The sequence below is a fragment of the Microbulbifer salipaludis genome, from assembly GCF_017303155.1.
Lineage (GTDB): Bacteria > Pseudomonadota > Gammaproteobacteria > Pseudomonadales > Cellvibrionaceae > Microbulbifer > Microbulbifer salipaludis.
Window position 1 is genome coordinate 1,225,009 of the sequence record NZ_JAEKJR010000002.1, and the last position, 13,731, is coordinate 1,238,739.

Genomic DNA, 13,731 nt, shown 5'->3' on the forward strand with positions numbered 1-13,731 from the left:
CCACAAGTGATACAGCAGGTATTCCAGGTATGGTAATCAAAGGCGGTGTTGTGCACTCTGAATCCGGTGTTATCGGCGGTGACTCGCCAGATTTCGACACCTGGCTTTCTCAGCAACTGCAGTTCAACGAGCCTCACCTGGACGATGATGGCTTTTGTGAGCGGGTAATGGCGGATCTGCCACCCGCGCCTGCGAAGCGGTCCGAGCGTCGCGCCACGCGCTACCAGTATGCGGCGGTGATCGCGGCATCCGCCATCGTTTGCTGGCAGTTCCCGTTGCAGGAGGCGCTGGCAGCCATGGCCGAACAGAGCATTAGCCTGTATAGCCTGGTGGGGCTGGGTATTCTCAGCTCCGTAGTGGCCATGACCGGCGGTATTGTTGCCGCGCGTCGATAGTCTCGCCGCCTTTTGAGCCTTTCCTGACCCGGCTGGGTTGGCATTTCGCCGACCCAGCCCGCGTCCCTTCCCTGACCGTCTTCTTTCCCAGCCCGCCGTGCCGCTCTCTTGGCGCGGTATCAGCGCTGGTATTGCCCCAGTCTAATCTCTCCCCGCTTGGATACCCGAATCGCGGGTAGCAGCGACGCCTTCAACCCCAGTTTGGCCTCCAGTTCATAGGGCACGGTATTGCCCTGCATCCGGATCAGCTCCGCCGCCGCCATGAATGACCCCATCAGGTTTGCAGACGCATCCACGGTGATGGCCTGCTGTCCGTACGCCGGCACTACCGGCAGGGTATTGGAGGTGCCGGTCACGACCTTGTGCCCGGCCAGCTTGAGCGTGTAGTAGAGGCCAGACAGGGCCAGGTCTGTGTTGTTGGGGTTGAATACACGCAGGTGGATACGAAAGCGCAGGTTGCCGCTGCGATCACCGGGCAGGGGTTCCAGTGCGGTAAGTTGCACATCTGGCTTTTCAAAGTCCGGCGACAGAGTGGCGCAGCCAGTCAATGTCAGGAGGGGGGCCAGGAAAGAGATCAGGAGCGCGCAGAGCGCGTAGCGGCGGAGTGAGCGGATCAAGCGGGTCACCTTGTTCAGCGGTAATCGAGAGCCGTTTTGGCGTGTCGTTAAATGGCAAGTCTAGCGGAATCGTATTCTGGTGCTACCGGTTCGTGGCGATATGGTTTTTCGGGCCCAGGTAGTGGGGTAGACCCCGGTAGCGGCGGTGGGTTCAACCCAGGGATGGGGTGCTCAGCGGTAGCGCCCGGGTAGGGCGATGGGGCAGAGGGGGCGGACTATACTCAGTGCGCGAGTTGGCCCCGCGGCATGGGCCGGGCGAGAGCAAAGGAGTGTCTTGTGGAATTTACAGAACTTCAGCCGGACTTGAAGCAGTGGATGCAGGAGGCTGTGGAGCGCGGCCAGTGTCAGGCGAATGTGATGGATGCGCTGCTGAAGGCCGGGTATCAACCTTCCATCGAGCGTGCCGTTGAGCAATGTATTGCGGCCTATTCCACCGGCGATAGTGTGGCGGCGCGATCGGGTGTCCAGCCCAATACGGGCCTCGCCGCAGATACCTCAGCTCAGGCAGCGGCAGAGGAGGAGTACGACGGCAGTCGCTTTCGCTTGTTCTACCCGGAAAAGAACCTGTATGACCTCGGGGACCAGCAGGTGGAAGTCCTGCTGGCGATGCAGCGACCGAATGTGGTGCTGTTTGGCAATTTACTGTCTGAGAGTGAGTGCGACGCGCTGGTTGAACTGGCACGCCCGAGGCTCAAGCGCTCGCGGGTGGTGAACGCAGAAAGTGGCACCTTTGATCTTGGCGATGTGAGAACCAGCTCTGGTACCTACTTCGAGTCGCATGCAACCCCCTTGATCGCCAGTATCGAGGCCCGCATCGAGCGTTTACTGGGCGTGCCGGAGAGTCGCGGCGAGCCAATACAGGTGCTGCACTACCAGGAGGGCGCGGAGTATCAGCCCCATTTCGATTTCTTTAATCCCGAGAAGCCCGGCAATCAGAAAGTGCTTGCGCGCGGCGGCCAGCGTGTGGGTACGCTGGTGATGTACCTGAACAACGTGGAGGCCGGTGGTTCTACGGTGTTCCCCAAAGTATCCCTGGATGTAATGCCTAAAAAAGGCTGCGGCCTGTTCTTTTCGTTTGCCAATGGTGAAGGTGAACTTGACCGCCTGACATTGCATGGCGGTAGCCCGGTGGTTGCGGGGGAGAAATGGATCGCCACCCGGTGGCTGCGCCTCCACGATTACCGGGTAAGCGATGCCTAGCTGGCAGCTGCAAACGAATCCGCCTGGCCAGAATAATCAGGATGGCGCGGATAAGGCCAAGGAGCTTGCCGATGCCCTGGAGCTGGCCAAGGTAGAACCTTCCTCTCTGTCCAACGTGGTCGATACGGTGATGGCCTCCCTTGATGGCATCTGGGAAGGCTTCCTTGCCCACATCCCTTTTTTCATCGCCAGTGTTTTGATGCTGGTGCTGACATGGATTATCGCCACCATCGTGGGAAAGGCCGCCCGTCGTTTCGCGCGGAAAACCACCCGCAAACCGTCGCTTCAGGATTTGCTGGTTCGTCTGACACGCATCTTTATCTGGGTGCTGGGCATGCTGATTACCGCCATGGTTTTGTTTCCCGGTCTTACGCCGGCCAAGGCCCTCGGTGGGCTCGGGTTGCTGTCGGTGGCGGTGGGGTTTGCCTTCAAGGATATTTTCGAGAACTTCTTCGCCGGGATTCTGATTCTGTGGCGGTTTCCCTTTGAGGCCGGTGATGTTATCAAGTGTGAGGGTGTAGAGGGCAGGGTAGAAGCGGTAGAGGTGCGCAACACCGCTATTCGCCGAACCACCGGAGAGCTGGTGATCGTGCCCAATCTTTTTTTGTTTAAAAACCCCTGTGAGATTCTCACCGACCGGAATAAGCGGCGTATTACCATCATTGCCGGTATCGCCTACGGTGAGGATGTCACCGCTGCGGTGGATGTGATCAAGGCCGCCGTGGGCGAGTGTGAGACCGTCAAAGAGGATGAGCCGATACAGATATTCCCCCAGGGGTTCGGCGACAGCAGTATTGATATCGAGGTCACCTGGTGGGCCGGGTCTACCCCCTTCGAAGAGCGTCACTCACGAGGGGAAGTGGTAACGGCCGTGAAGCGCGCCCTGGATGAGGCGGGTATTGAGATTCCATTCCCCTACCGGACACTGACCTTCAAGGAGCCCCTGCCGCTGTCGGGCGAGGTGCCAGGGGTGCCCGAGCGCGAGCGGTAGAGGCGGATGCTGCGGTGGCGCTGTTAGACCGTACTGTCCGGCTGATTTTCCGGACGTGCCTGCTCAAATGCCGGTAGCGTGGCGCAGGCATCGGCAATTTTTGCAATGCGCGGGTATTTGTCCAGCGTCACCCCAAACCGCTCGGCGTTGTAAATCTGCGGAATCAGGCAGCATTCGAACAGGCCCGGTGCATCGCCGTTGGCAAAGGTGCCTCCCTGCCCATTCAGCTGTGTTTCCAGTGCCGTGAAGCCACCATCGATCCAGTGGCGAATCCACATTACCTTCTGTTCATCGCTGGCCCCCAGTTCGGACTGGAGGTATTTCAGTACGCGCAGGTTTTGTATGGGTTGGATATCGCAGGCCACGTTATAAGCCAGCGCCCGTACCCGGGCGCGCGCCAGTGGATCACTGGGCAGCAGGGCGGGCTGGGGGTGTTGCTCGTCGAGCCACTCCATAATTGCCAGGGACTGGGTCAGCACGTGTTCGCCGTCGACTAGTGCGGGTACCAGCCCCTGTGGGTTCAGTGTGCGGTGTTGGGGTTCTTTTTGCTCTCCCTTGAGCAGGTTTACCGGATGGTAATCGTATTCCAGCCCCTTCAGGTTGAGCGCAATGCGCACGCGATAGCTGGCGGAAGAGCGAAAATAACCATGGAGTTCCATATTTGTTGCATCCTGTGCGGTTCGGGGCGCAAATTGTTTGCGTCAGTGGTCGCGCGGCCTGACAAAATCGACGTCAGGCACCGTATAATGTGCTGCCAATTTTTGGGGTGAGTGACCAGCTTGCTCAGGCTGGTTCGATGCGTGGTCACTGGAGTTTTTCATACCGACCTTCATTTCTGGAGGCTGCGACCCGGCCATCGTGCTGGCAAAAAATCCTGCGGCAGTGGTTACATTTGAAACCAATTTTAGTTACATTTAAAAACTGGTACAACCCATTCCCAGCCCAGTGCAGCGAGTGCAAAGAAGGCAGGCGAATGAAAAGCAGGCAACAAAACCGCGATGACAATTGATAACACCACTAGCGACAAGACTGAGCTTTCCGACCCTATGGATGCGGTGCGCCCGGATGATCTGCGTCTGGAGAAGTTCCTGCCTTATCGCCTTTCTGTCTTGTCCAACCGGGTAAGCAACGCGATTGCGGATGCCTATAGCGCGCGTTTCGACCTCACCATTCCCGCCTGGCGTGTGATGGCTATTCTTGGCCGTTTTCCGAACTTGTCCGCAGCGGACTTAGTCGAGCAAACGGCGATGGACAAGGTGGCGATCAGCCGCGCGGTGTCGATCCTGATCCGGAACGACTACATCACCCGCAGCGAAGACCTCGCCGATCGCCGTCGCCAGGTGCTCAATCTTTCGGACCTGGGCCGGGATGTGTACGAACGTATTGTGCCGCTGGCACAGCAGTATGAGAACGACCTGATGGGCTCGCTGTCGGCCGACGAGCGCAACCAGCTCGACAGTATTATTGAAAAGCTGATGGCGCGCGCGCAGGACTGGGCCAATCGCGGCCTGATCGACTGATTTCCGGTTCATCTGCCATTCTTATCCCATCTTTCTGACTTGACCATTCACTGCTCGATGCGCTGTGAGCGCATCGGCGCGAATTACCAGGAGTTTCCATGTTTGACCACCTGAAGAGCCTGCCCGCCGACCCCATTCTGGGGCTTCTCGCCACCTACCGTGCGGACGATAACCCCAACAAAATCGACCTGGGGGTGGGTGTTTATAAAGATGAGGCGGGGCATACCCCGGTTCTGCAGGCCGTCAAGGAAGCGGAAACCCGCCTGTTGCGCAGCGAAGAAACCAAGGCGTATGTTGGCCCGGCTGGAACCCCCGGGTTCAACAATGCGATGCAGGAACTGGTACTGGGTGCCGGCCACCCTGCGCTGGTTGGCAACCGCGTGCGCTCCGCGCAGACGCCGGGGGGCTGTGGCGCCCTGCGTGTTCTGGCTGAATTTTCCGATCGTGCCAAAACGGGCGCCACCATCTGGGTGAGCGACCCCACCTGGGCCAATCACGTGCCCCTGCTGGGCAACGCCGGCCTGGAAATCAAAAGCTATCCCTATTACGACCGCGCCACCAGCAGCCTGCAGTTCGACGCGATGGTGGAAACCCTGAAGCAGGTCGGCGAAGGTGATCTGGTGCTGTTCCACGCCTGCTGTCACAACCCCTGTGGGGCCGACCTGACTCGCGAACAGTGGCAGGTGCTGGCGGAAATGGCGCAGAAGCAGGGTTTCACCCCCTTCATTGATATGGCCTACCAGGGCTTCGGTGACAGCCTGGAAGCCGATGCTTACGGCTTGCGCCTGATGGCAGAATCGGTGCCAGAGATGCTGGTCGCTGCATCCTGCTCGAAAAACTTCGGTCTCTACCGCGAGCGCGTCGGGCTGGCCATGGTCATTTATAGCGACGCAGCCGCTGCCGATCGCGGCCAGAGCCAGCTGCTGAATGTGGTGCGCGGCAACTATTCCATGCCACCCAATCACGGTGGCGCCATTGTTGAGTCCATCCTCACCGACGCGGGCCTGCGTGCCAACTGGGAAGCGGAACTCACCGAGATGCGCGAGCGCATCAATAGCCTGCGCAGTGGTGTCGTGGAAAGTTTGCGGGATGCCGGCGCCGCGGGCGACTTCAGTTTTATCGAAAAGCAGAAAGGTATGTTCTCGTTCCTGGGAATTACCCCGGAACAGGTGCATAAACTGCAGCAGGATTATTCCATTTATATGGTAGATTCCAGCCGTATCAGTATTGCTGGCCTGAGCCAGAGCAATATGGCGTATTTCTGCAAGTCGGTTGCGGAAGTTCTGGACGCCGGATAACGGCGCTCTGCATTCCCGATGCTGAACGGCGGTCCTGGGGCCGCTGGTGAAATTGCCCCCAGACACTGTGCCGCCACAATGGCGGCACAGACTGTTGAATCTGATTTCGAGCCGCATATGGAAGTTGAGGTAAAAGTCCCCGTGTCCCATTCCACCAAGCCGTCCCAAGAGCCTGAACCCCTGGTAAAACCCTGGGACCCATCCAGCTGGCGAAAACTGCAGGCGCACCAGCAGCCCCGTTATCCGTCCCTCGACGACGTGGAATCCGTTGAGCAGCAGCTTGCCGATTACCCGCCGCTGGTGTTTGCAGAGGAGGCGAGGGAGCTGCGCCGCCAGCTGGCGGAAGTGGCGCAGGGCAAGGCATTTTTATTGCAGGGTGGCGACTGTGCGGAATCCTTCGCCGACTTCAATGCCAACCGTATTCGCGACACCTTCAAAGTGTTGCTGCAGATGGCGGTGGTGCTCACGTTTGCCGGCAATCTGCCAGTGGTGAAGGTGGCGCGTATGGCCGGGCAATACGCCAAGCCGCGCTCGGCCGACATGGAGACCGTGGATGGCCTGGAGCTGCCGAGCTATCGGGGCGATATCATCAATGGTATCGACTTCTCTGCGGAAGCCCGTGTGCCTGACCCCAAACGCATGCTCACGGCCTACAACCAGTCCGCGGCCACCCTCAACCTGCTGCGTGCCTTTGCCCAGGGTGGGTTGGCCGACCTGCATCAGGTGCATGCCTGGAACCTGAGTTACCTGGAAAACAACCCGCAGCGAGACCGCTATGCCCAGCTGGCAGAGCGTCTGCAGGATGCGTTGGAATTTATGGCGGTGTGTGGCGTCAACTCCGCCAATACACCGGCCATTCGCGAGACAACACTGTTTACTTCCCACGAAGCGTTGCTGTTGAACTACGAGCAGGCGCTGACCCGCACCGATAGCCTGACGGGCAAATGGTACGACTGCTCCGCTCATATGTTGTGGATCGGTGAGCGCACTCGCCAGCTGGATGCCGCGCATATCGAATTCCTTGCCGGAGTCTGGAATCCCATCGGAGTCAAAGTGGGGCCGGGTATGGCGACCGATGAGTTGATCCGGCTGATCGATCGTTTGAACCCGAACAATGAGCCCGGCCGTTTGACCCTGATTACCCGGATGGGTGCCGATACGCTGGGCGATAAACTGCCCGCACTGGTGCGTGCGGTGGAAAGGGAAGGGCGCTCTATCGTGTGGAGCACCGACCCCATGCACGGCAACACCGAGAAAGCATCCAGCGGCTTCAAGACCCGCAATTTCGACAATATTTTGCGGGAAATCCGGGATTTCTTTGCGGTGCACCGTGCCGAGGGCACACACCCTGGTGGTATTCACCTGGAAATGACCGGGCAGCACGTCACCGAGTGTACCGGCGGTGCCTGGAAAATTTCCGACGAAGATCTCGCCAGTTGCTACCGCACCCAGTGCGACCCGCGACTCAACGCAGACCAGGTGCTGGAGCTCGCCTTCTGTATTTCTGAAATGCTGCGTGACGGCCGAAATGGAGCCGGCGGCAAGGCGTAAACCGCCTAACGCCAAGCACGCCTTCAATTAGGATAGGGAGAGCAGGATGTATCAACTGTTTATCGGCAACAAAAACTATTCGTCCTGGTCGCTGCGCCCCTGGCTGCTGGCCACTGAGCTGGAAATTCCTTTCGAGGAGCAGCTGGTGCCCTTCGACGAGGGTGGCAGCTGGAATAAATTCCGCAAGTTTTCCCCCACTGGTCTGGTGCCGTGCCTGGTCGACGGCGATACCACCGTGTGGGAATCCCTTGCCATCACCGAATACCTGTACGAATCGCATCCCCGTGTCTGGCCGGCGGACAAGCAGGCGAGGGCCTGGGCCCGCTGCGCCGCCTCGGAAATGCACGCAGGTTTTTTTGCCCTGCGTAACCAGTGCAGCATGAACTGTGGTGTAACGGTATCGCTCCACCGCATCGACGAGGCCCTGCAAAAAGACCTGAAGCGTATCGACGAGCTGTGGCAGCAGGGGCTTTCCCGATTCGGCGGGCCATTCCTGGCGGGGCAGGAATTCACAGCCGTAGATGCGTTCTTCGCACCGGTCGTGCTGCGCCTGAAAGGCTACCAGCTTTCCCTCGGCCAACAAGCGATGGGCTACTGCGAGCGCATTCTGGCGCTGCCCGGTATGCAAAGCTGGGTCGAGGCCGGAATCAATGAGCCCTGGCGAGAAGTGACTCACGATGAGGAGCTGCTGGCGGTGGGCGATATCGTGGAAGACCGGCGCGTTTGATCTCACCGGTGCAATGAATCCTTTGTCGCGCTGGTGGCGGTGCGACAACGCCACCAGCGCTATGTGTCCAGCAGTCTAAAACTACCCACTTAATAAGCCGTTATCAAATGGCGCTAAAAAGCTGCCCCCACAAAATGCTCTGCAAAGTTAATCAGTGCAGGGGGAATATGCTGCAAGGCCTGCGGTTGACCGATAAAGCTGCGGCCTTACTCCCGCATCGTAGCGATCTCGCTTGTCGCTGGGGTACACTCCGGGCAGCTAAAAATTTAATAATTTCATGTCACGAGAGGATCTACTTCATGCGTCAAACATTGATCGCAATGTCCATCGCCGCAGCACTGGCTACCGTGGGCGGTTGCAGTAAAGAAGCGGAAAACGTACAGGCGGCGAAGCCGGCAGAGCAAGTGGTGGCTTCTGCTGAAGTTGTCGCGGATGTCGTAAAAAATAATGCGCTGCTGGCCGAGTGGAAGGGCCCTTACGGTGGTGTGCCTGCATTCGACAAGATGAAGGTGGAAGATCTGAAGCCGGCGCTGGAGTACGGCATGGCGCAGAACCTGGCAGAAATCGACGAGATTGCCAACAACCCGGCGCCGCCGACCTTTTCCAACACCATTGAAGAGATGGAGCGCAGCGGCAAGGCACTGAGCCAGGTGTTCACCTACTGGGGTATCTGGAGTGGCAACATGTCGACCCCGGAATTCCGTGCCGTGCAGGCGGAAATGGCACCGAAGCTGGCAGCGTTCAGCTCCAAGATCATTCAGAACGACAAACTGTTCCAGCGTGTGAAGGCCGTTTTTGAGGCTCGCAACAGCTCTGACCTGACCGCGGAGCAGAAGCGTGTGGTTGAGCTGGTGTACGATGAGTTCGCCACGAATGGTGCAACGCTTTCCGGTGAAGACAAGAAACGCTATGCCGAAATCAATAACCGTTTGGCTGAGCTGCACACCAAGTTTGCCAACAACGTGCTGGCCGACGAAGAAGGCTACGATATTTTCCTGACTGAAGACCAGCTGGCGGGTCTGCCGGAGTCCTTCGTCAAAGCCGCTGCCTCTATGGCGGAAGAAAAAGGCCAGAAGGGCAAGTACGCAATCAAGAACACCCGCTCTTCCATGGATCCGTTCCTGACGTACTCCGAAGACCGCGCGCTGCGCGAGAAGGTGTGGACCAACTACTACAGCCGTGGCGACAACGGTGGTGAGCACGACAACAACGCGATCATTGCCGAAATTCTGCAGTTGCGTGATGAGCGTGTTGCACTGCTTGGCTTCGATAATTACGCCCAGTGGCGCCTGCAGAACCGCATGGCGAAAAATCCGGAAAATGCCATTGCGCTGATGGAAGCGGTATGGCCGGCGGCGGTTGCTCGTGTGCACGAGGAAGTCGCTGATATGCAGGCAGTGGCCGATGCCGAGAATGCGGGCATCAAAATTGAGCCGTGGGACTACCGTTTCTACGCCGAGAAAGTGCGCAAGGCGAAGTACGACCTCAATTCCGATGAAGTAAAACAGTACCTGCAACTCGACAAGCTGCGTGAAGGCATGTTCTACGTTGCCGGTGAGCTGTTTAACTTCAACTTCAGCCCGGTGGAAGAGGGCAGCGTGCCGGTTTTCCACGAAGACGTGAACGTCTGGGAAGTGACGGACAAGACCAGCGGTGAGCACATCGGCCTGTGGTACCTGGACCCGTTCGCCCGCTCCGGCAAGCGCTCCGGTGCCTGGGCAAGCATGTACCGCGATCACACCACCTTCGATGGTAAGGAAACCGTACTGGCTTCCAATAACTCCAACTTCATCAAGGGTGCACCTGGTGAGCCGGTACTGGTGAGCTGGGACGATGCGGAAACCTTCTTCCACGAGTTCGGTCACGCGCTGCACTTCCTGGCGTCCAACGTGAGCTACCCGACCCTCAACGGCGGTGTGCGCGATTACACCGAGTTCCAGTCCCAGTTGCTGGAGCGCTGGTTGAGCACCGATCCGATCATCGACAACTATCTGGTGCACGCCAAGACCGGCGAGCCGATTCCTGCGGAGCTGGTAGCGAAGATCAAGAAAGCAGCCAACTTCAACCAGGGCTTTGCCACCACCGAGTATCTGGCGTCCGCGCTGGTGGATATGAAACTGCACACTACCGATCCGAAGGGTATCGACCCGGATAAGTTCGAGCGTGAAACCCTGAATGCACTGGGTATGCCGTCCGAGCTGGTGATGCGTCATCGTACGCCGCACTTCGGACACATTTTCTCCGGTGAAGGTTACTCCGCAGGTTACTACGGTTACATGTGGGCCGACGTTCTGACTTCCGATGCGTCTGAAGCTTTCGCGGAAGCGGAAGGTGGTTTCTACGATAAGGAAGTGGCCGCTAAGCTGGTTAAGTACCTGTTCGCACCGCGCAACGCCATTGACCCGGCAGAAGCCTACCGTCTGTTCCGTGGTCGCGATGCGGGTATCGAGCCGCTGATGCGTGACCGTGGTTTCCCGGTGCCGGGAGAAGAGGGTACTGCCTCCGCGGGTGAGTAAACGGTAGCCCGGTACCGAAAGTGCCCAGGGCTCCACAAAAAAAGCCGCGTCCCGAATGGGGCGCGGCTTTTTTTATGGGTATGGGATGGTTGCGTGATAGGTGTTGCACACCTTATCGATTATTCGCTACGCGCAAATACCCGTTCACCCTCTACCCAGGTTTCCAGCACATTGGCTTGCCAGATTTCCTGTGGATCTATGGTGAAGATGTTGCGATCGAGTAGGATGAAGTCGGCAAACTTGCCGGGCTCCAGGCTGCCGATGAATTTCTCTTGGTGGCTGGCGTAGGCCGCATCCAGGGTAAAAGCGCGCAACGCTTCTTCCAGTGTCATGGCTTCTTCCGCCAGCCAGCCCTTTTCCGGGGCCCCCTGGCGATCGCGCCGGGTGACCGCGGCGTGCAGGCCGAAGAGCGGGTTAACCGGCTCTACCGGGAAGTCAGAACCCGCGGCGAGTTTGGTGCCCTGGTTGAGAAATTTTCGCCAGGCATAGGCACCTTCGAGGCGTCGTTCACCGAGGCGGTCGCCGGCCATATTCTTGTCGCTGGTTGCATGCACCGGTTGCATCGAGGCGATCAGGTTTAGCGAGGGAAAGCGCTCGATGTCGTCGAGCGTCAGTACTTGCGCATGCTCGATACGGTGGCGGAATGGTTTCTGATCCTGCTGTTTGTCGAGGGACTGTAGGATCTCCAGAACAATGTGATTGGCGCGGTCGCCAATCGCGTGCACGTTTACCTGAAAGTCGTTGTCCGTCGCCAGCTGCATCTGTTGGCTTAACTCACTTTGTGAGTAAATCAGCAAACCCTTTTCCTTTGGGCGATCATGGTAGGGCTCCAGCAGTGCGGCCCCGCGGCTGCCGAGCGCGCCATCGGCATACACCTTGATGCTGCGTACGTAGAGTTTTTCATTCGGGGCACCTACATGACCGGCACCGAGCAGTGCGGGTAACTTCGGGTCGTCGGAGGAAATCATCGGATACACGCGCAACGGTATAGCGCCTTCGGCGGCAAGCGCGCGGTAGGCCTTCAGGGTCTGTTCGCTCACGCCGGCGTCGTGCACCCCGGTGAGCCCAAGGGACAGCGCCAGTTCGAACGCCGTGGAGAGCGCCGCCTTTTCCTCCTGCAGGGTGGGTTGCGGGACGACACCCTGGATAAGCCCCATGGCGTTATCAATCAGTACACCAGTGGGTTTACCGTGCTCGTCGCGAATGATCTCGCCACCGTCGGGGGCCGGCGTATCCGCGGTGATGCCGGCCAGTTTCATGGCGGCGCTATTGGCCCAGCCTGCGTGCCCGTCCACGCGCTGCAGCCAGATTGGCTGGTCGATATCCAGGGCGTCCAGCTGCGCGCTCGTCGGGAATTGTTTGCCCTGCCAGAGTACCTGGTTCCAGCCGCGCCCGATGAGCCATTCGTCGGCTTGCTGTTTGCGCGAAAACTGCTTGATGGCATGGAGCGTTTGCGGCAAGTCGAGATCCCGCAGGTCCAGCTGTTGCTGCAGCCTGCCCAGCCCAAGCACATGGCCGTGGGCGTCAATCAGGCCAGGAAGCAGTAGCTTGCCGTCGGCGTCGATGGTTGCCGCCTCAGGGTATTGCTTGCGCAGTTGGGCAAAATCGCCGGTGGCCAGGACCTTGCCCTCATCGAAGACCAGCGTATTGAACTGCTCCAGGCGGTGTTCGCTGGCCTGGTAGCCGTCGAAGTTGTGCATCAGGGTTGTGGCCCCAAGTTGCCATGAGGCAAGCAGGGTGCCCAAACCAGCGAGCGTGGGTAAGAGGCGCATAATTATTAGCCTTGTATCAGCGTCTATCAAAGGGTCGCTTCGATGGTAACAGTGGAGCCAGCGGCTGCCAATTTAGCCGTTGCCTAGCGGAACGCGGGATGCGGGTTACACTGCAAGACCTACAGAAATGTTCTGGCGCTGACAGGTGCCGGGAGGAGGGTGGCGATGGGGCGTTGGTTGATCGTGGCTGGCTGTGTGCTGATCGTGGTGGGGTTGGCGCTGAACTATGCACCGTGGCTGGTGAACTGGTTTGGGCGGCTGCCCGGCGATATTCGGATTGAGACCGAGCGCAGCCGCGTCTATTTCCCCATTGTTTCCATGATCATTGTCAGCGTGGTGCTGAGCCTTATCCTGAGCTGGTTTCGTCGCTAGCGCGTATCATTTTTCCAGCAGTTGATCGAGGGGCAGTTCCGTGCGGTAACGCACCTGCTTCAGGGAGAAGCTGCTTTTGATATGGTCGATACCGGGCAGCTCGGTGAGCTTTTTATCCAGAAACTCTTGATAGGCATGCAGGTTGGGCACCACCACCCGCAACAGGTAGTCGAAGTCCCCGGTCATCAGGTAGCACTCCATCACTTCCGGCCACTGGCCGATGGTGGACTCAAAGTGCTGCAGCTCTTTCTTCACCTGGTGGTTGAGGGTCACCTGGATAAACACGCTCACGGGCAGGCCGACTTTGTCCGGCTCCAGCAGGGTGACCGCGCGCTTGATAAACCCCTGTTCGTGCAGGTTTTTGACGCGACGGGAGCAGGGCGACGGCGACAGGTGGACTTTTTCTGCCAGCTCGATGTTGGGAATGGTCGCGTCTTCCTGAAGAATTTCCAGAATGTGCTTGTCGATGGCGTCCAGTAGATAGGCCATAGGGTTACCCGGTGTTCCTGATTTTCTTGTTCACAATGGCGAGCCGTGCAGGCAGCGTGCTGCTGGTCAGGTGCATGGGGCTGCCGATTACCGAAGCTAGGAGGATAACGGATGTGACCAGTTAATAGCACTGGTTCACAAGACTTTTCGCAGCCATTTCTGCCGTATGGTTATCCCGCCACGATTTGATAAATATTCTCAACTAATCGCTTTCAGTTTCTAATTATTGCAGAAACCCGCCTTGATGTGGTGGATTCTTTCTGTGTTTCGCCAATTTCATGGT

At 58.4% G+C, this 13,731-nt stretch carries 13 protein-coding genes; 9 read left to right on the forward strand and 4 right to left on the reverse strand.

What is annotated here, in order from left to right:
* Positions 1-29: 29 nt before the first annotated feature.
* Complete coding sequence (locus JF535_RS10830; protein WP_207001978.1) at positions 30-395, forward strand: hypothetical protein; 366 nt, start codon at positions 30-32, stop codon at positions 393-395.
* A 119-nt stretch (positions 396-514) separates the two neighbouring features.
* Here the strand turns inward: JF535_RS10830 and JF535_RS10835 are convergent, their stop codons facing one another.
* Complete coding sequence (locus JF535_RS10835; RefSeq protein ID WP_207001979.1) at positions 515-1,012, reverse strand: LEA/WHy family protein; 498 nt, start codon at positions 1,010-1,012, stop codon at positions 515-517.
* Positions 1,013-1,288: 276 nt separating this feature from the next.
* Between JF535_RS10835 and JF535_RS16955 the strand changes: the two genes are divergently transcribed.
* Both JF535_RS16955 and JF535_RS10845 read left to right on the forward strand, forming a co-directional pair.
* Positions 1,289-2,212 carry a 2OG-Fe(II) oxygenase gene (locus JF535_RS16955; RefSeq protein WP_207001980.1) on the forward strand — a complete coding sequence of 308 codons (924 nt, stop codon included), beginning with the start codon at positions 1,289-1,291 and terminating at the stop codon, positions 2,210-2,212.
* Positions 2,205-3,203, forward strand: a complete 999-nt coding sequence (locus tag JF535_RS10845; protein WP_207001982.1) for a mechanosensitive ion channel family protein — start codon at positions 2,205-2,207, stop codon at positions 3,201-3,203. Before JF535_RS16955 ends, JF535_RS10845 begins: the two co-directional genes overlap by 8 nt.
* A gap of 23 nt (positions 3,204-3,226) precedes the next feature.
* On the opposite strand, the gene maiA is transcribed toward JF535_RS10845, so the two are convergent.
* A complete protein-coding gene (maiA, locus tag JF535_RS10850; protein WP_207001984.1) occupies positions 3,227-3,862 on the reverse strand; it encodes a maleylacetoacetate isomerase in 636 nt (211 codons plus the stop codon).
* Between the two features lie 339 nt (positions 3,863-4,201).
* Here maiA and JF535_RS10855 point away from each other — a divergent pair, with 339 nt between their 5' ends.
* From JF535_RS10855 to JF535_RS10875, 5 genes are all read left to right on the forward strand, one after another.
* On the forward strand, positions 4,202-4,723 hold the full coding sequence (locus JF535_RS10855) for a MarR family winged helix-turn-helix transcriptional regulator (protein WP_207001986.1): 522 nt from the start codon (positions 4,202-4,204) through the stop codon (positions 4,721-4,723).
* 98 nt (positions 4,724-4,821) lie between these two features.
* Entirely contained in the window at positions 4,822-6,021 is a 1,200-nt protein-coding gene (locus tag JF535_RS10860) for an amino acid aminotransferase (RefSeq protein WP_207001988.1), read from the forward strand.
* Between the two features lie 117 nt (positions 6,022-6,138).
* The gene (locus JF535_RS10865; protein ID WP_242523796.1) at positions 6,139-7,572 is read left to right on the forward strand and encodes a class II 3-deoxy-7-phosphoheptulonate synthase; all 1,434 of its coding nucleotides are present in this window, start codon (positions 6,139-6,141) and stop codon (positions 7,570-7,572) included.
* Between the two features lie 46 nt (positions 7,573-7,618).
* Positions 7,619-8,299, forward strand: a complete 681-nt coding sequence (locus JF535_RS10870; protein WP_207001990.1) for a glutathione S-transferase family protein — start codon at positions 7,619-7,621, stop codon at positions 8,297-8,299.
* A 299-nt stretch (positions 8,300-8,598) separates the two neighbouring features.
* Positions 8,599-10,815 carry a M3 family metallopeptidase gene (locus tag JF535_RS10875; RefSeq protein WP_207001992.1) on the forward strand — a complete coding sequence of 739 codons (2,217 nt, stop codon included), beginning with the start codon at positions 8,599-8,601 and terminating at the stop codon, positions 10,813-10,815.
* 119 nt (positions 10,816-10,934) lie between these two features.
* On the opposite strand, the gene JF535_RS10880 is transcribed toward JF535_RS10875, so the two are convergent.
* A complete protein-coding gene (locus JF535_RS10880) occupies positions 10,935-12,587 on the reverse strand; it encodes an amidohydrolase (protein ID WP_207001994.1) in 1,653 nt (550 codons plus the stop codon).
* Between the two features lie 165 nt (positions 12,588-12,752).
* Here JF535_RS10880 and JF535_RS10885 point away from each other — a divergent pair, with 165 nt between their 5' ends.
* A complete protein-coding gene (locus tag JF535_RS10885) occupies positions 12,753-12,959 on the forward strand; it encodes a DUF2905 domain-containing protein (RefSeq protein WP_207001996.1) in 207 nt (68 codons plus the stop codon).
* Positions 12,960-12,965: 6 nt separating this feature from the next.
* Here JF535_RS10885 and JF535_RS10890 read toward each other — a convergent pair whose 3' ends face one another.
* The gene (locus JF535_RS10890) at positions 12,966-13,448 is read right to left on the reverse strand and encodes an Lrp/AsnC family transcriptional regulator (protein ID WP_066964901.1); all 483 of its coding nucleotides are present in this window, start codon (positions 13,446-13,448) and stop codon (positions 12,966-12,968) included.
* Positions 13,449-13,731: the final 283 nt, after the last annotated feature.

What these genes read in the sequence shown, in the direction of transcription:
- JF535_RS10830 (WP_207001978.1), top strand. Translation starts at nt 30, where the DNA reads ATGGTAATCAAAGGCGGTGTTGTGCACTCTGAATCCGGTGTTATCGGC.
- JF535_RS10845 (WP_207001982.1), top strand. Translation starts at nt 2,205, where the DNA reads ATGCCTAGCTGGCAGCTGCAAACGAATCCGCCTGGCCAGAATAATCAG.
- maiA (WP_207001984.1), bottom strand. Translation starts at nt 3,862, where the DNA reads ATGGAACTCCATGGTTATTTTCGCTCTTCCGCCAGCTATCGCGTGCGC.
- JF535_RS10855 (WP_207001986.1), top strand. Translation starts at nt 4,202, where the DNA reads ATGACAATTGATAACACCACTAGCGACAAGACTGAGCTTTCCGACCCT.
- JF535_RS10860 (WP_207001988.1), top strand. Translation starts at nt 4,822, where the DNA reads ATGTTTGACCACCTGAAGAGCCTGCCCGCCGACCCCATTCTGGGGCTT.
- JF535_RS10865 (WP_242523796.1), top strand. Translation starts at nt 6,139, where the DNA reads ATGGAAGTTGAGGTAAAAGTCCCCGTGTCCCATTCCACCAAGCCGTCC.
- JF535_RS10870 (WP_207001990.1), top strand. Translation starts at nt 7,619, where the DNA reads ATGTATCAACTGTTTATCGGCAACAAAAACTATTCGTCCTGGTCGCTG.
- JF535_RS10875 (WP_207001992.1), top strand. Translation starts at nt 8,599, where the DNA reads ATGCGTCAAACATTGATCGCAATGTCCATCGCCGCAGCACTGGCTACC.
- JF535_RS10880 (WP_207001994.1), bottom strand. Translation starts at nt 12,587, where the DNA reads ATGCGCCTCTTACCCACGCTCGCTGGTTTGGGCACCCTGCTTGCCTCA.
- JF535_RS10885 (WP_207001996.1), top strand. Translation starts at nt 12,753, where the DNA reads ATGGGGCGTTGGTTGATCGTGGCTGGCTGTGTGCTGATCGTGGTGGGG.
- JF535_RS10890 (WP_066964901.1), bottom strand. Translation starts at nt 13,448, where the DNA reads ATGGCCTATCTACTGGACGCCATCGACAAGCACATTCTGGAAATTCTT.